Source organism: Geopseudomonas sagittaria, assembly GCF_900115715.1.
GTDB lineage: Bacteria > Pseudomonadota > Gammaproteobacteria > Pseudomonadales > Pseudomonadaceae > Geopseudomonas > Geopseudomonas sagittaria.
Genome location: NZ_FOXM01000010.1, coordinates 145,256 through 166,765, shown reverse-complemented (window position 1 = coordinate 166,765; position 21,510 = coordinate 145,256). Strand labels below are relative to the sequence as shown.

Below are 21,510 nucleotides of genomic sequence, written 5' to 3'. Positions count from 1 at the left end.
TGTACTCCTTGTTTTTATCGTCGCTCAGAGTGCGATCTGCTCACCCGGTTCCGGGATGTTGGCAGTCCACTGCAGGCGATCGTGCAGTGCCTGTTGCAGCACCTTCATTTTTTCCAGTTCCCCATGCACTAGGTATAGCTCCGGTCTGTGGTCGAAGTGTTTCACCCACTCGAGCAATTGTGACTGGCCGGCGTGGGCGGAGAAGCCACCCAGGGTGTGCACCTGTGCCTTGACCGCGATGCGCTGGCGCAGGACGCGCACGGTCGGCGCGCCATCGACGATGGCGCGTCCCAGCGTGCCCTTGGCCTGGAAGCCGGGGAACACGATATGGCACTCCTTGCGCCACAGGTTGTACTTGAGGTGGTGGACGATGCGCCCACCGTTGCACATGCCGCTGCCGGCGATGATGATCGCCCCGCTCTGGATGCGGTTGATCGCCATCGAGTCCTCGACTCGGGGCGTGCAGCGCAGGATCGGCAGCCAGTCCTCGACCTTGGTGACGCCGTGGTTGATCAGTGTTTCGCGATCCTTGGCGTCGAACTGCTCATGGAAGCGGTGGTAGATGGCGTTGGCCTGGATCGCCATGGGGCTGTCGAGGAACACCGCCTGCTGCGGCAGGCGACCTTGCTGGTAGAAACGGCCGAGATGGAAGATCAGATCCTGGGTGCGGCCGACGGCGAAGGCGGGAATCAGCACGTTGCCGCCGTCGCGATGGGCCTGCTGGAGGATCTCGGCCAGCTCGTCGAGGGTGTCCTCGTCGCAGCGGTGATCGCGGTCGCCGTAGGTCGATTCCATCAGCACCACGTCGGCCTCGCCCAGCGGGGTAGGGTCGCGCATCAACGGTGTGCAGGCATTGCCCAGGTCGCCGGAGAACACCAGGCGGCGGGTCAGGCCGTGGTCGTGCACCTCCAGCTCGACAATCGCCGAGCCGAGGATGTGGCCGGCGTCGTGGAAGGTCACCTTGACGCCGCGAGCCACTTCCACGGTCTGACCGTACACTACTGGCCGACGCAGCGTGAGGGCCAGCTCGGCATCGGCCTCGGTGTACAGCGGCTCCACCAAGGGTTTGTCCTGGCGGGCGCGCCACTTGTTTTCCCACTCGGCGTCGCTTTCCTGAATGTGCGCCGAGTCCATCAGCATCAGTTGCAGCAGCTCACAGGTGGCATCGGTCGCGTAGATCGGTCCGCGGTAGCCCTTGGCCGCCAGCCGCGGCAGCAGGCCGCTGTGATCGATATGGGCATGGGAGATCACCACGGCATCCAGCTGCAGAGGGTCGAAGGGGAAGGCTTCGCTGTTGTGCGCCTCCTCTTCGCGCCGCCCCTGGCACATACCACACTCCAGCAGCACCCGCGCGCCGTCGCGCGTCTCGATCAGGTAGCGGGAGCCGGTCACCTGCTGGATGGCGCCGTAAAAGGTGAGAAGGGCCATAAAAACTCCTTGTTCCGCTTGGCGCGACCGCCTGCCGGAGGTCTGGCAGGGCCTTGATACAAATCAGCCGCAAATGGTCTCGTCGTTCTAGACTACCCCCAACCCTGCTTTGGAGTCTTGCCCATGAGTCAGCTTTTGCCCAGCGCCGAAGAACTGCAGGCCCATGCGCTTTCCGAGCCGGCCTTTGCCGAGTGGGCGGGGGGGCGTGGTCCGCTGGAGCACTCGCCGACCACCCAGGCGGCGGTGTTCCGCCTGGCCCACCAGCTGGTGCAGGCCGGTCACCAACCCGATCTTACCAGTGTCTACCGCCTGTTCCAGGCCCTCGACCGACTGACCTGCGCCGGCCTGTGGCTGGTCGTGCACATGACCTACGCGCGGCGCGTGTGTCTCGACGGTGCCGCGCTCGAGGCCGAGGACTTCAAGGCCCGTCCCGAAGGTCACACCGGCGGCGCCCTGAACATGGTGCCGGCGTATGCCGGCTACCTGGCGCTGAATGCGCTGACCGGACAGACCCGCGCCTGGACCATGGGCCAAGGGCATTGCGTGGCGGCCATCGAGGCGCTCAACGTGCTGACCGGCAACCTGCACCCCGAGCAGGCGGCGCGCTACGCTCGGGACGCCGAGGGATTGAACCGCCTGGTCGGTGATTTCTACAGCTATGCCCAGGCGCCCGACGGCCTGCCCGGCGTGCCGCTGGGCAGCCACGTCAATCCGCATACCGCCGGCGGCAGCGCCGAGGGCGGCTATCTCGGCTTTGCCGAGCTGCAGTACGCCCACCAGCCGCTGCCCGGCGAGACGTTGGTGGCCTTCCTCTCCGACGGCGCGGCCGAGGAGCAGCGCGGCAGCGACTGGATGCCGCGCTGGTGGCGCGCCGAGGACTGCGGGGTGGCTCTGCCGGTGATGATCGCCAACGGTAGGCGCATCGAGCAGCGCACCGAGCTGGGCACCCACGCGGGCGTGCAGGGCTTCGTCGAGCATCTGCGCCACTGCGGGTTCGATCCGATCCGCTTCGACGGCCGCGACCCGGCCGCCTTCGTCTGTACCCTGTACGAGCTGGAGCAGCGGCTGGCCCACCGCGTGGACGAGAAGAATCGCGGCATCCTCGACTATCCGCTGCCCATGCCTTATGCGATCGCCGAGACCATCAAGGGCTTCGGCTTTCACGGCGCCGGCGAGAACGCCGCGCACAACCTGCCGCTGCCGGGCAATCCGCACGACGACGCCGAGGCCCGCCGGTTGTTCAACGCCAGCGTTGCGCCGCTGTGGGTGGCGCCGGACGAGCTGCACCAGGCTCTCGAGCGTTTTGCCGCCCTGCGCGGCGGGCGGCCGCTGGAGCGGGACCATGCGCTGGCCGTGCGTCATCCCGAGCTGCCGCGCATCCCCGAATTGCACTTCCATGACCAGGTGTGCTCGCCGATGAGCGCCATCGACCGCTTCTTCGTCGACCTGGTGGCGGCCAACCCGCAGCTGCGCCCGCGGGTCGGCAATCCCGACGAGCTGGCCAGCAACCGTCTCGGCGGCGTACTGCAGGCGCTCAAGCACCGCGTCAGCGCGCCGGAAAGCGACGAGGAGGCCGTCCACGGCCACATCATCACCGCACTCAACGAAGAGGCGGTGGTGTCGGCCTGTCTGGCCAACCAGGGCGGCCTCAACCTGGTGGCCAGCTACGAGGCCTTCTGCGTGAAGATGCTCGGTGCGGTGCGCCAGACCCTGATCTTCGCCCGCCAGCAGCACGAGGTCGGGCGTCCGGCCGGTTGGCTCGGCTGGCCGCTGGTGGCCACCTCGCACACCTGGGAGAACGGCAAGAACCAGCAGTCGCACCAGGACACCACCTTCTGCGAGGCGCTGCTGGGCGAGATGAGCGATGCGGTGTGCGTGCTGTTCCCCGCCGACCACAACAGCACCCTGGCGCTGCTGCCGCAGATCTACCAGAGCCGCGGCCGGCTGGCCTGTCTGGTGGTGCCCAAGCGCGAGCGGCCTGGTGTGTTCGATGCCGAGCAGGCCCGTCAGCTGGCCCGTGACGGCGCCATCGTGGTGCAGGAGCGGGAGGGCAGCGAGCCGCTGCTGCTGATCGCCAACGGCAGCTACCAACTGGCGGAGATGCAGCGGGCGGCCAGGCGGCTGGAGGAGGTCGGCTATGCCTACCGCCTAGTCTATCTGCAGGAGCCGGGGCGCTTCCGCGCCCCGCGCGACCTGCTCGAGCAGCAGGTGGTGGCCGACGAAGCCCTGCGCGCGCGGCTGTTCCCGGCGCGGATGGGGCGCCGCGTGCTGCTCACCCACATGCGCCCGGAGGTGGCGCGCGGCCACCTGTGGCCGCTCCTCCCGGATGCCAGCCAGAGTGCCGCGCTGGGCTATCGCAACCGGGGCGGCACCTTCGACGAAGCCGGCATGCTGTTCGCCAACCGCGCCTGCTGGGCAAATGTGGTGTCGGCCTGTGCGCGGCTGATGGACGTGCCGCGTACCGCGCTGCTGACCGGCGAGGAGGCCGCTGCCCTGGCCGGCAAGGGCGATCCGAGCATCCTGCGCTGAATGCCGCAGCCCTGGCCCGCGGCTGGCGGGCAGGGTAACTGGTTGGGTTTAAGGGGCGGTGGACTCAGCGCAGGCCGCAGTCCGTGGCCTGGAAGCGCTCGGTGGTCACCGGGCGGTTGCTCTTGTGCTCGCTGAAGGAGTAGGCCAGCACCGCCCCCTGGCTCAGCAGCTGACGATAGCCCGGGTTCTGGCAGACGCTGGCGCGCAGCTGCTGGCGGACGGCGTCCGGATTGCCGCGCATCTCGTTGGCGTGCGAGGCGCGCACGCTGAGGTGATTGATCAGCTGGTTGCCCTCGACCGTGTAGCCCTGGTCGAGGATGTCCGCGTTGATCGCCCGCGGTGTTCCGACACTGCTTTGCTTGGCCACCGCCTTGAGTTGCTTGTTCAGCTCGAAGTCCTGCAGCGAGGCCGCCTGGACGGTGGATGCGGCCAGCAGGGCGGCCAGCAGGGTGAAGAGACGATGCATGGGAATACTCCTGGAAACCTGACCGTTCGACCTGCCGTTGGGCGGCAGGTTCGCGGTGCACCATCATACCCCTGACGTCGGTCCGCGCGTGCGGCTCTGCTAGACTGCCGCGCCTTTCCCGGACTGTCCGGGCAACCTCCTTGGAGTTCGCATGCCTCTACTCGCCGCCGCGCCTCGTTCGTTGTCGTTGCCTGCCGGGCCGGGTGCCGGCCGATGAGCAACAGTGTCGCCCGCTTGCGCACCGAGCGCCTGGCCCGCAGCCTCAAGCCCTTCGTCGCCCGCGGCTCGCGCATCCCGCGCTGTGCGGACTGCCGGCTGGCGCACAGCCACTGCATGTGCGCCTGGCGCCCCAAGGTGGCGGCGCACGCCGCCGTGTGCCTGCTGATGCACGACATCGAGGCGCTCAAGCCGAGCAACACCGGCTGGCTGATCGCCGACGTGGTGGCCGACAACAGCGCCTTCGGCTGGTCGCGGGTCGAGGTCGACGAGCGCCTGCTGGCGCTGCTCGAGGATCCGCAGTGGCAACCCTACGTGGTGTTCCCGGCCGAATATGCCGAGCCGCCGCGGGTGGTGCAGACGGTCGAGCCGGCCAGCGGCAAGCGGCCGCTGTTCATCCTGCTGGATGCCACCTGGACCGAGGCGCGCAAGATGTTCCGCAAGAGTCCCTACCTGGATCGTTTCCCGGTGCTCAGCCTGACCCCCGAGCAGCAGTCGCGCTACCGCCTGCGTCGCTCGACGCGCGGCGAGCACCTGTGCACCGCCGAGGTGGCGGCCATGTGCCTGGAGCTGGCCGGCGACAGTCCCGCGGCCGAGGCGCTGGATGCCTATCTCGACGTGTTCAGCGAGCGTTATCTCGGCTTCAAGCGTCAGCTGCCGCTGGACGAGCACAGCGCTGCCCACCAGCGGCTGCGCCCGTTCACGCCCTGAGCGCGTCGGCGCGGCGTGGCCACAGCTGGGCAACCAGCATGCCGGCGAGCATCAGCGTGCAGCCCAGGTAGCCGCGCGGCGCCAGCGCTTCACCGAGCACCAGGGCGCCGGCAATCGCGGCGAACACCGCTTCCAGGGACAGGATGATCGCCGCGTGCGAGGCGATGGCGTGCTGCTGCGCCACCACCTGCAGGGTGTAGCCGATGCCCACCGAGATCAGCCCGCCATAGAGGATGGCCGGCCCGGCGCGCAGGATCGCCGCGCTGTCGATCTCCTCGAACAGCAGGGCCAGCAGCAGGCTCAGCCCGGCACAGGTGAGAAACTGCAGAAAGGCGATACGCACCGGGTCGTGGCGGCTGGCCAGGGCGCCGACCAGCAGCACATGCACGCCCCAGGCCAGCGCGCCGGCCAGTTGCAGCCAGTCGCCGGGGGCCACCCGGAAGTCCGCGCCGATGCTCAGCAGGGCCATGCCGACGACCGCCAGGCTGGCGCCCAGCCAGGTGCCCAAGCCGGTACGCTGGCCGATCAACAGGCCGAGCAGCGGCACCATGATCACGTACAGGCCGGTAATGAAGCCGGCGTTGGTCACGCTGGTAAACAGCAGGCCGACCTGCTGCAGGTTGATCCCGATGGTCAGTGCCAGGCCGAGCAGCAGTCCGCCGAGCAGCAGGCTGCGGCTGACGGGCGTCGGCACGGCGGCGCCGGCTGGCCGGTACAGCAGCAACGGCAGCAGCGCCAGGGCACCCAGGGCGAAGCGCAGGCCGGAGTAGAGAAAGGGGCCGATCTCGTTCATGCCCAGGCGCTGGGCGACGAAGGTGCTGCCCCAGATGAGGGCGGTGAGCAGCATCAGCAGATCGGCACGCAAGGCCTGGTTGCGCATGGTGGCTCCTTGGAAAAAAAGGCGAAGATCAGCCTCGACAAGGTAGAATCAGGGAACTCGCGTGACCCGATGAGTGTCGCGGCGCAAAGCCCCCAGGGGCTTTGCGGGTATTTTTCTTGACCGTATAGGGTGTGCTCGGCATCCTGAGCGCCGCTTGCGCCCCCGCCCGTTCAGAACAACAACAGGAACCATCATGGCCGCCTACGAAATACTGATTGCCGACGACCATCCGTTGTTTCGCAGCGCCCTGCAACAGGCTCTGAGCATGGGGCTCGGCTCGGAGGCGCACCTGGTGGAGGTGGCCAGTATCGCCGAACTGGAAGCGCGGTTGAACGAAAAGCGCGACTGGGATCTGGTCCTGCTCGACCTCAACATGCCCGGTGCCTACGGCTTTTCCGGCCTGGTGCTGCTGCGTGGCCAGTATCCGCAGATCCCGGTGGTGATGGTCTCGGCTCAGGAAGAGGCGGCGGTGGTCCAGCGCTCGCGTGAATTCGGCGCCAGTGGCTTCATTCCCAAGTCCAGCCCGCTGGAAACGATCCAGCTGGCCGTGCGTGCGGTGCTCGATGGCGATGTCTGGTGGCCGCCGCAGCTCGAGGAAGCCTCTGTCCTCAGCGACGAGGTGCGGGCCGTCAGCGAAGGGCTGGCCAGCCTGACCCCGCAGCAGTTCCGCGTGCTGACCATGGTCTGCGAAGGGCTGCTGAACAAGCAGATCGCCTACGAGCTGAGCGTCTCGGAAGCCACGGTCAAGGCCCACGTCACCGCGATCTTCCGCAAGCTGGGCGTGCGTACCCGCACCCAGGCGGCCCTGCTGCTGCAACAGATGGAGTCGCTGCCGGCGGCCTGACGCGCCCGGCAGGGCAGGCGTGGCCTGCTTGACGTTTTTTTCAGGCCGCCACTGCCAGACTGCCGGCCCCTCGCTACGGACGCCCGCACATGCTGTCACCCTTCAAGGGCCAGACCGGCCTCAAACGCATCCTCAACGCTACCGGCTATTCGTGGGATGGCCTGCGCGCGGCCTTCGGTGGTGAGGCGGCGTTCCGCCAGCTGGTCATGCTCAATGCCCTGCTGGTGCCGCTGGCCTTCCTCCTCGAAGTTAGTCGCGGCGAGCGCGCCATCCTGATCGCCGTGTGCCTGCTGGCGCTGATCGTCGAACTGCTCAACTCGGCGGTGGAAGCGGCAATCGACCGCATCTCCCTCGAGCGCCATCCGCTGTCCAAGAACGCCAAGGACATGGGCAGCGCTGCCCAGGCGGTGACGCTGTCGATGATCGCCCTGGTGTGGGGCGTCATTCTGCTCGGCTGATCCCGCTCCGTCAGGGAATCTCCTGCAGGGCGATCTGGTCGCTGCGCTGCACGCCGGCGGTGAAGCTGCGGCACAGTTCGACGAACTCGCGCATGGCGCTGCTCTGGTACTTCTGCTTGTGCCAGATGAAGCTGAACTGCCGGCGCAGATCGAGCTCCGGGGTTTCCACCGCCACCAGGCTGCCGCGCCGGAAGGCGTCGCGCAGGGCCAGGCGCGAGATGCAGCCGATGCCCAGCCCCGACTCCACCGCGCGCTTGATCGCCTCGGTATGCTCCAGCTCCAGGCGGATGTTCAGCGGCACCGGGTGATGGCGCATGCCCTGGTCGAAGGTCAGCCGGGTGCCCGAGCCCTGTTCGCGGAGGATCCAGGCTTCGCGCACCAGTTCGTCGAGACTCGCCGTGCGCCGCTGCGCCAGCGGATGCTGCGGCGCGCAGAACACCACCAGCTCGTCCTCGACCCACGGCTGCACCTCGATGTCCGGATGCTGGCAGTCGCCCTCGATCAGGCCCAGATCCAGACCGTGCTGGGCCACCCCCTGCACCACATGGCTGGTGTTCTGCACGTGCAGGCGTACCCGGCATTCCGGGTGAGCCTGCATGAAGCGGCCGATCAGCAGGGTGGCCAGGTAGTTGCCGATGGTCAGGGTCGCCCCCAGCTGCAGCGAGCCGAAGCCGCTCTTGCCCTGCAGCAGTTGCTCGATCTCCTCGGCGCGGTCGAGCAGGGCCACCGCCTTGGGCAGCAGCTGCGCGCCCAGCGCACTGAGCGCCAGGCGCTTGCCGATGCGGTCGAACAGCGGGCTGTCGTAGTGGCGCTCCAGCTCGGCCAGCGAGGTGCTTGCCGCCGATTGCGACAGGGCCAGCGATTCGGCCGCGCGCGACACGCTTTCCAGCCGGGCGATGGCGACGAACACCTGCACTTGCCTGAGGGTGAAACGCATATCGATATAACCTATAAAGAATATTTTGATTATTCATTTAACAGATATTTTGCGCCTGCCTAGAATGGAGCGCAACAGGGCCACTCGGCCTCTTTCTGCAAGGAGTCATCGCATGAGCAACCTGGTGAGCGAGCGCGTCGTCAGTGTCCACCACTGGAACGACACCCTGTTCAGCTTCAAGACCACCCGCAACCAGGGGCTGCGCTTCGAGAACGGCCAGTTCGTGATGATCGGTCTGGAAGTGGAGGGGCGTCCGCTCATGCGTGCCTACAGCATCGCCAGCCCCAACTACGAGGAGCACCTGGAGTTCTTCAGCATCAAGGTGGCGAACGGCCCGCTGACCTCGCGCCTGCAGCACCTGCAGCCGGGCGACGAGCTGATGGTCAGCCGCAAGCCGACCGGCACGCTGATCCTCAGCGACCTGCTGCCGGGCAAGCACCTCTACCTGTTCGGCACCGGCACCGGCCTGGCGCCGTTCATGAGCGTGATCCAGGATCCGGAAACCTACGAGCGCTTCGACAAGGTCATCCTCGTCCATGGCGTGCGCTGGGTCAGCGAGCTGGCCTACGCCGACTTCATCACCGAGGAATTGCCGCAGCACGAGTACTTCGGCGAGATGGTCCGCGAGAAGCTGATCTACTACCCGACCGTGACCCGCGAGCCGTTCCGCAACCAGGGCCGGATGACCGACCTGATGCGCAGCGGCAAGCTGTTCAGCGACATCGGCCTGCCGCCGATCAACCCGCAGGACGACCGCGCGATGCTTTGCGGCAGCCCGAGCATGCTCGACGAAACCAGCCAGGTACTGGACAGCTTCGGCCTCAAGGTGTCGCCGCGCATGGGCGACCCGGGTGACTACCTGATCGAGCGCGCCTTCGTCGAGAAGTAAGCGATAGATCGGATGCAAAGCGGCGGAATCTCGGTGACGGGTTCCGCCGTTTTGCCTTGCGGGGTGCTCAGGCCGGCACCACCTCCAGCACGCGGATGCGTCCCGGCTCGGGATAGTGCCAGCGCACCTGCACGTCCCAGAACAGCACCCCGTAGCGTCGCTCCGGCAGCGGCGTCTGGTAGGCCGGGCGCGGGTCCTGGGCCAGGCACTGCTCGATCAGTTCCACCACCGGCTCGTCCAGGCGCAGGGCGTGTTCGCGGGCTTGCAGCAGGGCCGTGTCGTTCCATTCGACCGGGATGGCCGGCGGTGGCGCATCGGCGATGGCGTTGCGCGCCTCGCTGACGATGTCGGCGTAGGGCACGTAGGGCTTGATGTCCAGCACCGGCGTGCCGTCCAGCAGGTCGATGCCGGACAGGTGCAGGCGTCCCGGCTCGACCCTGTCTAGCTTGACCACCGACTGGCCGATGCCGTTGGGGCGGTGGGTGGCGCGGGTGGCGAACACGCCCAGCGAGCGGTTGCCGCCCAGGCGCGGCGGGCGCACCTTGAGGCGCGGCTGGTCCTCCAGCGCCTGGTGGAACAGGAACAGCAGCCAGACGTGGCTGACCTGCTCCAGTCCGGCCAGCGCCTCGCCGCCGTCGAACGGCGCCACCAGCTCCAGCACGCCGCGCGCGGCCGGAGCCAGCTGCGGCTGGCGGGGGATGGCGAACTTCTCCTTGAAGCAGGAGCGCAGGTAACCGACGGGGCTGACGCTGTAGGGCATGGCGGGAGTCTTGCGGGGCAGGGGAGTGGTGATGATACGCGCCGGGCAGCGCCAGCGGCGAGGCCTGCAGGGAATGCACCAGCCCCTCTCCCCGGCGGCGGAAGAGGGGCGCGCCGTGCTTACAGGCCGAGCAGCTTGGCCACGTAGTCGGCGTCCTTGTCGCCGCGGCCGGACAGGTTGACCAGGATGTGCTGATCCTTCGCCAGCGTCGGCGCCACGCGCATGGCCCAGGCCACCGCGTGGGCGCTTTCCAGGGCGGGGATGATGCCCTCGACCCGCGACAGGGTCATGAACGCGTCCAGGCATTCCTGGTCGGTTGCGGTCTGGTAGCTGACCCGGCCGAGGTCCTTCAGGTAGCTGTGCTGCGGGCCGACGCCGGGGTAGTCGAGGCCCGAGGCGATCGAGTGCACCGCGGCCGGGTGGCCCTCGGCGTCCTCCAGCACGTAGCAGGCCATGCCGTGCAGCTCGCCCGGCTTGCCCATCGACAGGGTGGCCGAGTGGCGGCCGGGCTTGTCGAGGCCCTCGCCGGCCGGTTCGACGCCGACCAGCCTGACCGCTTCATCGTCGAGGAAGGCGGTGAACATGCCCATGGCGTTGGAGCCGCCGCCGACGCAGGCGACGACGTGGTCGGGCAGGCGGCCGCCGTGCTTGGCGAGGAACTGCGCGCGGGCCTCGGTGCCGATGATCGACTGGAAGTCGCGGACCATCTTCGGGAACGGATGCGGACCGACCACCGAGCCGATGGCGTAGATGAAGTTGTGCGGGTCCTTGAGGTACTCCTCGAAGGCGCTGTCCACCGCCTCCTTGAGGGTCGCCGCGCCGCGGGTCACCGGCACCAGCGTGCAGCCGAGGATCTTCATCTTGGTGACGTTGGGGTGTTCCTTCTCGATGTCCACCTGGCCCATGTGGATCTCGCAGGGGATGCCGACCAGCGCGCAGGCGGTGGCCAGCGCCACGCCGTGCTGGCCGGCGCCGGTCTCGGCGATCACCTTGCTCTTGCCCATGAACCTGGCCAGCAGCGCCTCGCCCAGGCAGTGGTTGATCTTGTGCGCGCCGGTGTGGTTGAGGTCCTCGCGCTTGAGGTGGATCTGCGCGCCGCCGAGTTTTTCGCTCAGGCGCCGGGCATGGAAGATCGGGCTGGGGCGGCCGACGTAGTCGGCGAACAGGCTGGCCAGCTCCTGCTGGAAGTCCTCGCGCTGGCGGATCTCCTCGTAGGCGGCGTCGATCTCGTCCATCACCTGCTTGAGGTGCGGCGGCACCAGTTGGCCGCCGTAGGGGCCGAAATAGCCGCGGGTGTCGGGCATGGGGGCAAAACGATGGGAGTCGCTCATGCGGTATCTACTCATGGGGAAGGGCGCGGCGACAGGACGTCGCCGGCCGGAAATTCATGAGGATATTATCGACATGGCCGCGCCGGCAAAGATTTCGCCGTGTTCGGCGGCCGTCATCGGCCGCGTTGTGGGGGCTGCGTCACGGGGAGGTCAGTAGTTTCTTTCATCGTACCCCGGGAACCAGTCCTGCTTGAGGTCGACCCCGCGTTGCTTGAGCGCATTGCCGACGCTTTCCACCATGGGTTCGGGACCGGACAGATAGACCGGAACCCGGGCGGCCTGCGGTTCTTCGTCCAGTATCCGCTCGGCGCTGATCGGCTCGCCGATCAGGTAGCGCACGTCGAGCTCGGGATGCTGGGCGCAGAGCTGGTCGAGTTCGGCGCGGAAGGCGATCTGCGCGTCGCGACTGAAGTACAGCAGCGTGGCATTCAGCGCCTGGCCACGGGCATGGCGCTCCAGCAGGATGCTGCGAAACGGCGTCACCCCGATGCCGCCGGCGACCAGCACCACCGGGGCGGCGGAGTCCTCCTCCCAGGTGAAGTCGCCGCCGAGGTCGCGTACGCCGATGCTGTCGCCGGGCTGCAGACGATCGAGCGCCTGCTTGAAGGCGCTGGGGCCGACGCGGGTGGACACCTGCACGACCTTTTCGCTGGGCGCCGAGGCGAGGGTGAACCAGCGCAGGTTGTCGGCCTCGTCGGCGCCGGCTTGCGGCAGGACGAAGGCCTGGTTCTGCCCGGCGGTCCAGTGCAGTCCGCCGGTTTCGAAGACGAAGCTCTTGATGTTGCCGGCCTCGTTGCGCGATGAGAGCAGTTTGAGCTGTTGCATGGGGCATCCTCCGTGCTACCCAGCATAGCAGCAGCTCGGGGCCGGCAATGGCCAGGCCCGGCGCCGGCAGATCCCTGCCCGGTCGCCGCGATCAGTGCTGGAGGAGGTTCTGCCCGAGCATGCCGGTCAGGAAGCCGGCCACCGCGCCCAGCGGCGGCGACCAGTGCCGTTCGAGGCGGACCTGCGGGGCGATGTCCTGGAACACCGAGTAGAGGATGCCGCCGGAGGCGAACAGCATGATGGCGCCGACCACCTCGGGATGAGGGGCCAGCCACAGGTAGCCGCTGAAGCCGGCCAGTGGCCCGAGCAGGGCGATCAGGCTGAACAGCACGAGGATGCGCCGGTTGGACAGGCGCGAGGCGCGACGCAGCTCGCGATAGGCGTTGAAGCCCTCAGGCAGGTTCTGCAGCGCCATCAGCAGGGCCAGCAGCAGGGCGCTGGGGTTGCCGAAGGCCATCGCCGCGCCGAGGGCGATGGCCTCGGGAATGAAGTCGAGCAGCATGTCGATCATCTGGCTGGCGGCGGTGCGGTGGGCGGCAAGGAAGCGGTCGACCAGCATGAAGGCCACCCCGCCGCTGGCGAAGCAGGCCGCGGTGAGTCCGGCCGACAGGCCGCGCATGCCCTCGGGCACCAGCACCAGGGCCACCGCGGCGAGCAGCGCGCCGGCGCCGAAGGCGAGGATGCTGTGGCGCAGCTCGGTTTCCAGCCAGCGCGGGCGCAGCCGCTCACGGCAGGCGAGCAGCGCGCCGAGCGGCATGGTCATGCCGGCCAGCAGGGTCAGGGCGAGGATCTGCAGCCAGGGGTTCACGATGGCCTCCGGGCATCGGCGGGTTCGCTTACAGCCTAGCCGCTGAGCAGGAGGCAGAAACGACGAGCCCGGCGCGGGGCCGGGCTCGTTGCGGGCGAAACAGGCTCAGATCGCCTCGGCCCACAGGTCGTACTCGTCGGCGTCGGTGACGCGCACCCAGACCTTGTCGCCCGGCTTGAGCGGCTGCGCGCTGTCGACGTAGACGTTGCCGTCGATCTCCGGGGCGTCGGCGGCGGAGCGGCCGATGGCGCCTTCCTCGTCGACCTCGTCGATCAGCACCTCGATCTCCTTGCCGATCTTCAGCTGCAGGCGCGCGGCGCTGATTGCCTGCTGGTGGGCCATGAAGCGCTCCCAGCGCTCCTGCTTGATCTCGTCCGCCACCGGCTCGAGGCCGAGGTCGTTGGCCGGTGCGCCGTCGACCGGCGAGTACTGGAAGCAGCCGACGCGATCGAGCTGGGCCTCGGTGAGCCAGTCGAGCAGGTACTGGAAGTCCTCCTCGGTCTCGCCGGGGAAGCCGACGATGAAGGTCGAGCGGATGGTCAGCTCCGGGCAGATCTCGCGCCACTGCTTGATGCGCGCCAGGGTCTTGTCCTCGAAGGCCGGACGCTTCATGGCCTTGAGCACCTTGGGGCTGGCGTGCTGGAAGGGGATGTCCAGGTACGGCAGGATCTTGCCGGCGGCCATCAGCGGGATCACGTCGTCGACGTTGGGGTACGGATAGACGTAGTGCAGGCGCACCCACACGCCCATGTTGCCGAGCGCCTCGCACAGCTCGAGCATGCGCGTCTTCACCGGCTGGCCGTTCCAGAAGTCCAGCTTGTACTTGAGGTCGACGCCGTAGGCGCTGGTGTCCTGGGAGATCACCAGCAGCTCCTTGACCCCGGCCTTGACCAGGCGCTCGGCCTCGCTGAGCACGTCGCCGACCGGGCGGCTGACCAGCTTGCCGCGCATCGAGGGGATGATGCAGAAGGCGCAGCTGTGGTTGCAGCCTTCGGAAATCTTCAGGTAGGCGTAGTGGCGCGGGGTCAGCTTGATGCCCTGCGGCGGAACCAGGTCGACGAAGGGATCGTGGCTGGTGCTCGGCGGCACCACCTCGTGCACCGCGTTGACCACCTGCTCGTACTGCTGCGGACCGGTGACCGCCAGCACGCTGGGGTGCACGTTGCGGATGCTGTCCTCGGACACGCCCATGCAGCCGGTGACGATCACCTTGCCGTTCTCGGCCAGCGCCTCGCCGATGGCGTCCAGCGACTCGGCCTTGGCGCTGTCGATGAAGCCGCAGGTGTTGACCACCACCACGTCGGCATCCTCATAGGACGGCACGATCTGGTAACCCTCCATGCGCAGCTGGGTGAGGATGCGTTCGGAGTCGACGGTCGCCTTCGGACAGCCGAGGGAAACGAAACCGACTTTGGGTGTGGCGGTGGACATGCAGGCTAACCTCGAAGGGCGCCGGGTTGGCGCCTCTGATCAAAAAGTGCGCAATTCTAGCGATGCCGGCCGCGCTTGACCAGTACCGCGCGGACAAAGCAAAGCCCCGCGCGCGCAGCGAGCGGGGCGGGGGACCGGGGCGCGGTTCAGGCCCGGCCCGGGAGGATGCGGGTCAGGGTATTGTCGCGGATGAGGTAATGGTGGAGCAGACCGGCGAGCGCGTGCAGGCCGATCAGCCAGTAGCCCGCCACGCCACCGAACTCGTGCAGCTCCTCGAGGCTCTCCGCCAGGCCGTGATCCTTCGCCACCAGCATCGGCAGCTCGAGGCCGAAGAACGGCACCGGCTTGCCTTCGGCGTTGAGCAGCAGCCAGCCGACCAGCGGCATGCCGATCATCAGGGCATACAGGGCCAGGTGCATCAGGTGCGACAGGCCGGTCTGCCAGGCGGGCGGCTTCGGCAGGATCGCCGGGGTTTTGCTCAGCAGGCGGCCGAGCAGGCGCAGCCAGACCAGGGCGAACAGGGCCATGCCGAGCATGAAGTGCCAGTGCTTGAGTCCTTCGCGGATCTCGCTGCCGCGGACGAAGTTGCCCTTGAGTTCGATGCAGGCGTAGACCGCGGCGATCAGCAGCAGCATGAGCCAGTGCAGGGCGATGGTAAGAGAGCTGTAGCGGGAGGGGGCGGTGGGCATGGAGGATTCCTGGAGCATCCGGTGGAAGTCGATACGCAGGAGTCTAGGAGGGCAAGCTTAAGCCAAGCTGAGCAAGGCGCTGCACGGGATTTTTCGGTGCCAACGAAAAAGGCCATTCCGAAGAATGGCCTTTTCAAATTTGGTTGCGGGGGCAGGATTTGAACCTACGACCTTCGGGTTATGAGCCCGACGAGCTACCAGACTGCTCCACCCCGCGTCTGTGTGGGCGCATTCTACGCAAATGCGCCGGAGTGTCAAGCGTGATCGCGAAAAAACTTCAAGAGGATCAATTGTTTACTGCCGGAAAGGGGCGCCGCGCCGCAGCGCTCGTGGCCTGCAGGGACGCAGCGCCGCTTTAGCCGCGGTCAATGGCCGTCGCCATGGGCAAGGGCGCCATGCCGGCGGCGCAGGCGTTACACTGGCCATCCACCTGTTTTCACCCGGAGCCCGGTCGATTCGCCGGTTTGTCGTGCGCAAGATCATCCACATTGACTGCGACTGCTTCTTTGCCGCCATCGAGATGCGTGACGACCCGCGGCTGGCTGGCCGGCCGATGGCCGTGGGCGGTGCGCCGGACCGGCGCGGCGTGGTGGCCACCTGCAACTACGAGGCGCGTGCCTTTGGCGTGCACTCGGCGATGGCCTCGCGCACGGCGCTGGCGCTGTGCCCGCAGCTGCTCATCGTGCGTCCGCGCTTCGAGGCCTACAAGGCGGCCTCGCAGCAGATCCACGCGATCCTGCAGGACTACACCGAACTGATCGAGCCGCTGTCGCTGGACGAGGCCTATCTGGACGTGTCGGAGTCGGCGCACTTCGCCGGCAGCGCCACGCGCATCGCCCAGGACATCCGCCGGCGGGTGCGCGCAGAGCTCGATATCACCGTGTCGGCCGGAGTGGCGCCGAACAAGTTCCTCGCCAAGGTCGCCAGCGACTGGCACAAGCCGGACGGCCTGTGCGTGATCACCCCGGGCGAGGTGGAGGAATTCGTCGCTGCGCTGCCGGTGGCGCGCCTGCACGGGGTGGGCAAGGTCACCGCCGAGCGCCTGGCGCGCCTCGGCATCCAGCGCTGCCGCGACCTGCGCGAGTGGCCGCGGCTGGCGCTGGTGCGCGAGTTCGGCAGTTTCGGTGAGCGCCTGTGGCAACTGGCCCATGGCATCGACGAGCGGCCGGTGCAGGTGGAGCGGCGGCGGCAGACGGTCAGTGTCGAACACACCTTCGATCGCGACCTGCCCGATCTGGCCGCCTGCCAGGCCGAACTGCCGGCGTTGCTGGAGCAGCTGGAACGCCGCCTGGCCCGCCTGGACGGCAGCTACCGGGTGGACAAGCCGCTGGTCAAGCTGAAGTTCCACGACTTCACCCAGACCACCCTCGAGCAGGCCGGCGCCGGCCGCGATGCCGACAGCTACCGGCAGCTGCTGGTGGCGGCCTTCGCCCGCGGCGGCCGGCCGGTGCGCCTGATCGGGGTGGGGGTGCGTCTGCTCGACCTGCGCGAGGGCGGCGAGCAGCTGGCGCTGTTCTGAGGCGGGCTCAGCCCTGCTCCACCTTCAAGCGGATCGGCTTGCCCTGTTCGGGCCACAGGCGCAGCTCGTCGAGCGGCGACAGGTCCCAGCGGCGCACCTGGCGCAGGCTTTCGAAGAAACGCTGCTCCTGCTCCATGACCTCCGGCTCGCACAGGCGGCGGGTGCTGCCGACCTGGCTGAAGCGCAGGATCTCGCCTTCCACACCGTAACCGGCGAACCAGTGGTTGCAGCCGCCGGTACCGTAGGCGCGGTCGTCGGCGCCGAAGGTGATGGTCAGATAGCTGCGCTCGACCGGCAGGACACCGATCCACTCGACGCGGTAGGTGCGTTCCTGCTCCAGGGCCAGCGGCGGGGCGGCGCAGCCGGCCAGGGCGAGCGCGAGGGCCGCCGGGCTGGCGGCGAAGGTGGCGCGCAACATCAGGCCTCCCGGGCGTGGCAGCGAGGGCAGAGGTGACGGCCGGCGCGGTTGTGCCAGCCCAGTTCGGCGATCCGCGCTTCGGCGGCCGGGGCGCGGGCCGCCTCGCCCAGCTTGGCGTCGACGGCGAACTCGAAGTCCAGCTGCACGCCGCAGCCGTCGCAGTCGACCTGCCACTGCAGGATGCTCAGCTCCTTGAACACCGGCCCCTTGGCCACCGCCAGCCACTGGCCGGGCGGATTGATCAGGTGGCGGACCTTGTCCACCACCAGGCGCATGGACAGGTCGCGGCTGCCCTTGAGGGTGACCAGCAGGCTGTCGCCGGCTTGGATCGAGCCGCCGTTGCCGGTGACCTGATAGAGGCCGGGCGCCAGCGCGCGGCATTCGGTGAGGGTGTGCTGCGGGTTGAGCAGGGTGTAGCGGAAATCGTGTTCGGTCATGGGGCCTCCGGGAAGGGCGCGCATGCTAGCACGCCGCCCGCGGTTGATCAGGGCTGCACGCGGTTGCTGGGGCGGCCGGCTTGCCAGGCGGCGACATTGTCCAGGGTGGTGCTGGCGATCGCCGCCAGCGCCTCGTGGGTGAGGAAGGCCTGATGGGCGGTGACGATCACGTTGGGGAAGGTCAGCAGGCGCGCCAGCACGTCGTCCTGCAGCGGCTGGTCGGAGCGGTCCTCGAAGAACAGGTCGGCCTCCTCCTCGTAGACATCCAGACCCAGGTAGCCGAGCTGGCCGCTTTTCAGCGCCTCGATCAGTGCCGGGGTATCCACCAGCGCGCCGCGGCCGGTGTTGATCAGCATGGCGCCGGGCTTCATCCGCGGCAGGCTGTCCTGGTCGATCAGGTGGCGGGTGGTCGGCGTCAGCGGACAGTGCAGGCTGACGATGTCGCTGGCCGCCAGCAGTTCGTCGAGGCCGACGAAGCGCGCGCCGAGCGCCTCGAGACTGGCGTCGGGGTGCGGATCGTGGAGCAGCACGCGGCAGCCGAAGCCCAGCATGATGCGCGCGAACACCGCGCCGATCTGTCCGCAGCCGACCACCCCGACCGCCTTGCCGTGCAGGTCGAAGCCGGTCAGCCCGTGCAGGGAGAAATCGCCCTCGCGGGTGCGGTTGAAGGCCCGATGGATGCGCCGGTTCAGCGCCATGACCAGCGCCACCGCGTGCTCGGCCACCGCGTGCGGCGAGTAGGCCGGGACCCGCACCACCGGCAGGCCGAGGGCCTGGGCGGCGTGCAGGTCGACATGGTTGTAGCCGGCCGAGCGCAGGGCGATCAGCCGGGTGCCGCCAGCCTGCAGCTGGGCGAGTACCGCTGCCGACAGGTCGTCGTTGACGAAGGCGCAGACCACCTCGCTGTTGGCCGCCAGGGCGGCGGTTTCGCCATCCAGCCGGGTCTCGAGAAAGTGCAGTTCGAAGCCGTGGGGTGGGTTGGCGGCCAGGAAGCTGTCGCGGTCGTAGGGCTTGCTGCTGAACAGGGTGATGCGCACGGGAGGTTCCTGTTGTCTAGGACGCCGCTTCGGAGGCGGGGTGGGCGGCCTGCTCGGCCAGGCGGCTGATCGCGGCATCCAGTTCGTCGAGGGCGACGCTGGCCGGCGCGTTCTGCTTGAGCAGGCTTTCGCTGCGCTGGCAGGCGGCGCGCAGTTGCGGCACGCCGCAGTAGCGGGTGGCGCCATGCAGGCGATGGATGCGTTCGAGCAGCGCGGCGCTGTCGTTGCTGGCGCGGGCCTGGCGAATCGCCTGCTGGTCGGCGGCCAGCGAGTCGAGCAGCATGGCCAGCATGTCGGCGGCCAGGTCGGCCTTGCCGGCGGCCAGACGCAGGCCTTCGGCCGGGTCGAGCACCAGCAGCTCGGGGGCCGCACTGCCGCGCTCGGGCAGCGTCGTCTCGACGGGCTCGCCGTTGTGCAGCGACAGGCCGGTCCATTTCAGCACCACCTGGACCAGCTGGCGCTCGCTGATCGGCTTGGTCAGGTAGTCGTCCATGCCGCACTGCAGCAGGGCGCGCTTCTCGCTGGCCAGGGCGTGGGCGGTCAGCGCCACGATCGGCATGGGCGGCTGGCGGTGCTCGGTTTCCCACTGGCGGATCGCCTCGGTGGTTTCCCGGCCGTTCATGCCGGGCATCTGCACGTCCATGAACACCAGGTCGAAGCGCTCCTGCTGCACGGCGCGCAGGGCGTCGTAGCCGTTGTCGACCGCGCGCACCTGGGCGCCCATGTCGCCGAGCAGGGTCTGCACCAGCATCAGGTTGGCGGGGTTGTCGTCGACGCACAGCAGCCGTGGCGCCCGGCTGCTGGTTACCGGACTGACGGCGTGCTGCTCGAGCCGCTGCACGCGCGGGCTGAGCAGGTCGCTCAGGGTACGCTGCAGCTTGCGCGTGCAGACCGGCTTGGCCTGCAGGATGCCGTGGTTTTCCGGCAGGCTGGCGTGGTACAGCGCCTGCTCGGTGGTCGGGCACAGCAGCAGCGCCTGGCAACCTTGCTGGTTGAGCTCCCATAGCTGGCGGGTCAGGCGCTCGGGGGGATGCTCGCGGGTGTCGATGCCGATCAGGGCGATGCCCAGCGGTGAGCTGCCATGCTGGCGCAGGGCGGCTTCCTCGATCAGCGCATCGAGGTTGCTGAATTCGATCACCTGCATGCCGCAGTCCTCGAGCTGGTGGCGCAGCGACTGGCGGGCCAGCTCGTGGCTTTCCAGCAGCGCGGCGCAGCGCCCGCCGAGCAGGGCGCGCGGCAACTCGTCGCCCTCGGCGGCGGCCTTGGGCAGGTTGAGCAGTAGCCAGAACTCGGCGCCTTCGCCGCTCTCGCTGGACACGCCGATCTCGCCGCCCATCTGCTCGATCAGGCGCTTGGAGATCACCAGGCCGAGGCCGGTGCCGCCGGCCTGGCGCGAGCTGGAATTGTCGACCTGGGTGAAGGCCTGGAACAGCGTTCGCTGCTCCGTCTCGGACAGGCCGACGCCGCTGTCCTGCACGCTGATGCGCAGCTGGGCGTGGTCGCCCAGGTCCTCCTCGAGCATGGCGCGCACCACGATGCTGCCGCTGCGGGTGAACTTGATCGCGTTGCTCACCAGGTTGGTGAGCACCTGCTTGAGGCGCTGCGGGTCGCCGACCAGGGCCTGCGGGGTGTCGCGGTAGATCAGGCTGACCAGCTCGAGCTGCTTCTCGTGGGCAGCCGGGGCGAGGATGGTCAGGGTGTCCTGGATCAGGTCGCGCAGGTTGAACGGCACCTGGTCGAGGACCAGCTTGCCGGCCTCGATCTTTGAGAAGTCGAGAATCTCGTTGATGATCGCCAGCAGGCTGTCGGCGGACTTTTCGATGGTCGTCAGGTAGTCCTGCTGGCGACCGTTGAGTTCGCTCTTCTGCAGCAGATTGGTGAAGCCGAGGATGCCGTTGAGCGGGGTGCGGATCTCGTGGCTCATGTTGGCGAGGAACTCGGACTTGATCCGGCTGGCCTCGAGGGCCTCCTTGCGCGCCAGACTCAGCTCGATGTTCTGCACCTCGATGGTTTCCATGGTGTTGCGCAGGTCCTCGGTGGCCTGCTCGACGCTCAGCTGCAGCTCCTCGTTGGCGTTCTGCAGCGACTCGGCCATGCGGTTGATGCCGCCGGCCAGTTCGTCCAGTTCGCGGCTGGCGAAGGTCGGCAGGCGGGTGTGCAGCTGGCCGTCGCGGATCTGCGCGACGCCGTGGCTGATCTGCTCCAGCGGCTGGCTGATCGCCCGGCTCATGCGCAGGGCGAGCAGGGCGCTGAACCCCAGTCCGCCGAAGGTCAACAGCAGGCTGGCCAGCAGGCTGCGGTAGCTCTGCACCAGGGTGCCCTGGTGGGACAGTTCCAGCTCGATCCAGCCGAGCAGGCGGTCGTCCTCGTTGAGCGGTGCATGGCCGCCGAGCTGGCGGTGGTGGCCGTAGACCGGCAGGAGGAAGCGGGTGGCGCTGACGCTGCTGGTCTGGCTGAGGCGATCGGGCGCGCGCTCGGGCGGCTCGGTGCGCATGCGCGGGCCGGCATGGGCGAGGAGCGCGCCCTGCGGGTCCAGCAGGCTGAGGGCGCGCACGTCGGTCTGCTCGAGGGTCTGGATGGCCAGGCGCTCGAGCAGCGCGGCATCGCGGGCGGCCAGCAGGCGGGCGCCCAGCGGGGCGAGGTGCTCGACCAGCAGCTGGCCGCGCTCGGTCAGCTGTCGGTTCATCTGCGCCAGCTGCACATAGACGAAATAGCTGCCCAGGACCAGCGCCAGCAGGCTGGTGGGCAGCAGGGTCAGCAGCAGCACGCGGCCCTTGATGCCGAGATTGTCGAACACGCAGAGTCTCCGCTGCAGTGGGGTCGCGGCAGTGTAGCGCCTTGCCCCGGGTCGACAAAGCGGTGCGCGGCGGGATGTCGAGCAAGTCCGCATTGCGGCT

General features: G+C 68.4%; 20 protein-coding genes and 1 tRNA gene. 6 read left to right on the top strand and 15 right to left on the bottom strand.

The genetic code is table 11. From position 1 onward, the window contains the following. Positions 1 to 24 precede the first annotated feature (24 nt). A complete protein-coding gene (locus tag BM297_RS13720) occupies positions 25 to 1,428 on the bottom strand; it encodes an MBL fold metallo-hydrolase RNA specificity domain-containing protein (protein ID WP_092432443.1) in 1,404 nt (467 codons plus the stop codon). 123 nt (positions 1,429 to 1,551) lie between these two features. Between BM297_RS13720 and BM297_RS13715 the strand changes: the two genes are divergently transcribed. Continuing rightward, complete coding sequence (locus BM297_RS13715; RefSeq protein ID WP_092432441.1) at positions 1,552 to 3,957, top strand: phosphoketolase family protein; 2,406 nt, start codon at positions 1,552 to 1,554, stop codon at positions 3,955 to 3,957. A gap of 64 nt (positions 3,958 to 4,021) precedes the next feature. On the opposite strand, the gene BM297_RS13710 is transcribed toward BM297_RS13715, so the two are convergent. Next, entirely contained in the window at positions 4,022 to 4,423 is a 402-nt protein-coding gene (locus tag BM297_RS13710) for a quorum-sensing-regulated virulence factor family protein (RefSeq protein WP_092432439.1), read from the bottom strand. A 213-nt stretch (positions 4,424 to 4,636) separates the two neighbouring features. Here BM297_RS13710 and BM297_RS13705 point away from each other — a divergent pair, with 213 nt between their 5' ends. Continuing rightward, entirely contained in the window at positions 4,637 to 5,350 is a 714-nt protein-coding gene (locus BM297_RS13705) for a tRNA-uridine aminocarboxypropyltransferase (protein ID WP_092432437.1), read from the top strand. On the opposite strand, the gene BM297_RS13700 is transcribed toward BM297_RS13705, so the two are convergent. Further along, positions 5,340 to 6,230, bottom strand: coding sequence for a DMT family transporter (locus BM297_RS13700; protein ID WP_092432436.1), 891 nt, complete (start codon positions 6,228 to 6,230; stop codon positions 5,340 to 5,342). The two genes, BM297_RS13705 and BM297_RS13700, sit on opposite strands and share 11 nt — an antisense overlap. A gap of 193 nt (positions 6,231 to 6,423) precedes the next feature. On the opposite strand from BM297_RS13700, the gene erdR reads away from it, so the two are divergent. Both erdR and BM297_RS13690 read left to right on the top strand, forming a co-directional pair. Next, complete coding sequence (gene erdR, locus BM297_RS13695; protein ID WP_092432434.1) at positions 6,424 to 7,074, top strand: response regulator transcription factor ErdR; 651 nt, start codon at positions 6,424 to 6,426, stop codon at positions 7,072 to 7,074. Between the two features lie 89 nt (positions 7,075 to 7,163). After that, positions 7,164 to 7,532: a diacylglycerol kinase gene (locus BM297_RS13690; RefSeq protein ID WP_175526654.1), complete on the top strand. Its 369-nt coding sequence runs from the start codon at positions 7,164 to 7,166 to the stop codon at positions 7,530 to 7,532. A gap of 10 nt (positions 7,533 to 7,542) precedes the next feature. On the opposite strand, the gene BM297_RS13685 is transcribed toward BM297_RS13690, so the two are convergent. After that, a complete protein-coding gene (locus tag BM297_RS13685) occupies positions 7,543 to 8,469 on the bottom strand; it encodes a LysR family transcriptional regulator (protein WP_092432431.1) in 927 nt (308 codons plus the stop codon). Between the two features lie 112 nt (positions 8,470 to 8,581). On the opposite strand from BM297_RS13685, the gene fpr reads away from it, so the two are divergent. Next, positions 8,582 to 9,358, top strand: coding sequence for a ferredoxin-NADP reductase (gene fpr, locus BM297_RS13680; protein ID WP_092432428.1), 777 nt, complete (start codon positions 8,582 to 8,584; stop codon positions 9,356 to 9,358). Between the two features lie 67 nt (positions 9,359 to 9,425). On the opposite strand, the gene tsaA is transcribed toward fpr, so the two are convergent. The 7 genes from tsaA to BM297_RS13645 form a co-directional block, all read right to left on the bottom strand. After that, positions 9,426 to 10,118: a tRNA (N6-threonylcarbamoyladenosine(37)-N6)-methyltransferase TrmO gene (tsaA, locus tag BM297_RS13675; protein WP_092432426.1), complete on the bottom strand. Its 693-nt coding sequence runs from the start codon at positions 10,116 to 10,118 to the stop codon at positions 9,426 to 9,428. Positions 10,119 to 10,237: 119 nt separating this feature from the next. Next, positions 10,238 to 11,449 (bottom strand): tryptophan synthase subunit beta, encoded by a 1,212-nt coding sequence (trpB, locus tag BM297_RS13670; protein WP_092432424.1) that lies wholly within the window; start codon positions 11,447 to 11,449, stop codon positions 10,238 to 10,240. 150 nt (positions 11,450 to 11,599) lie between these two features. Further along, complete coding sequence (locus tag BM297_RS13665) at positions 11,600 to 12,274, bottom strand: ferredoxin--NADP reductase (protein ID WP_092432422.1); 675 nt, start codon at positions 12,272 to 12,274, stop codon at positions 11,600 to 11,602. A gap of 91 nt (positions 12,275 to 12,365) precedes the next feature. After that, positions 12,366 to 13,082 carry a ZIP family metal transporter gene (locus tag BM297_RS13660; RefSeq protein ID WP_217648265.1) on the bottom strand — a complete coding sequence of 239 codons (717 nt, stop codon included), beginning with the start codon at positions 13,080 to 13,082 and terminating at the stop codon, positions 12,366 to 12,368. A 105-nt stretch (positions 13,083 to 13,187) separates the two neighbouring features. Continuing rightward, complete coding sequence (rimO, locus tag BM297_RS13655; RefSeq protein WP_092432418.1) at positions 13,188 to 14,513, bottom strand: 30S ribosomal protein S12 methylthiotransferase RimO; 1,326 nt, start codon at positions 14,511 to 14,513, stop codon at positions 13,188 to 13,190. Positions 14,514 to 14,659: 146 nt separating this feature from the next. After that, positions 14,660 to 15,202, bottom strand: a complete 543-nt coding sequence (locus BM297_RS13650) for a cytochrome b (protein WP_092432417.1) — start codon at positions 15,200 to 15,202, stop codon at positions 14,660 to 14,662. Between the two features lie 140 nt (positions 15,203 to 15,342). Continuing rightward, positions 15,343 to 15,419: transfer RNA gene (locus tag BM297_RS13645), tRNA-Met, on the bottom strand. Between the two features lie 252 nt (positions 15,420 to 15,671). On the opposite strand from BM297_RS13645, the gene dinB reads away from it, so the two are divergent. Then, positions 15,672 to 16,721: a DNA polymerase IV gene (gene dinB / locus BM297_RS13640; RefSeq protein WP_092432415.1), complete on the top strand. Its 1,050-nt coding sequence runs from the start codon at positions 15,672 to 15,674 to the stop codon at positions 16,719 to 16,721. Positions 16,722 to 16,728: 7 nt separating this feature from the next. Here dinB and BM297_RS13635 read toward each other — a convergent pair whose 3' ends face one another. Genes BM297_RS13635 through BM297_RS13620 form a run of 4 tightly spaced genes read right to left on the bottom strand, consistent with a single transcriptional unit; the run spans position 16,729 to position 21,410 of the window. Next, positions 16,729 to 17,139, bottom strand: a complete 411-nt coding sequence (locus BM297_RS13635) for an META domain-containing protein (protein ID WP_092432413.1) — start codon at positions 17,137 to 17,139, stop codon at positions 16,729 to 16,731. Further along, complete coding sequence (locus BM297_RS13630; protein WP_092432411.1) at positions 17,139 to 17,576, bottom strand: hypothetical protein; 438 nt, start codon at positions 17,574 to 17,576, stop codon at positions 17,139 to 17,141. Before BM297_RS13630 ends, BM297_RS13635 begins: the two co-directional genes overlap by 1 nt. 47 nt (positions 17,577 to 17,623) lie before the next feature. Next, a complete protein-coding gene (locus tag BM297_RS13625) occupies positions 17,624 to 18,613 on the bottom strand; it encodes a 2-hydroxyacid dehydrogenase (RefSeq protein WP_092432409.1) in 990 nt (329 codons plus the stop codon). Between the two features lie 16 nt (positions 18,614 to 18,629). Then, positions 18,630 to 21,410: a response regulator gene (locus tag BM297_RS13620; protein WP_092432407.1), complete on the bottom strand. Its 2,781-nt coding sequence runs from the start codon at positions 21,408 to 21,410 to the stop codon at positions 18,630 to 18,632. Positions 21,411 to 21,510 lie beyond the last annotated feature (100 nt).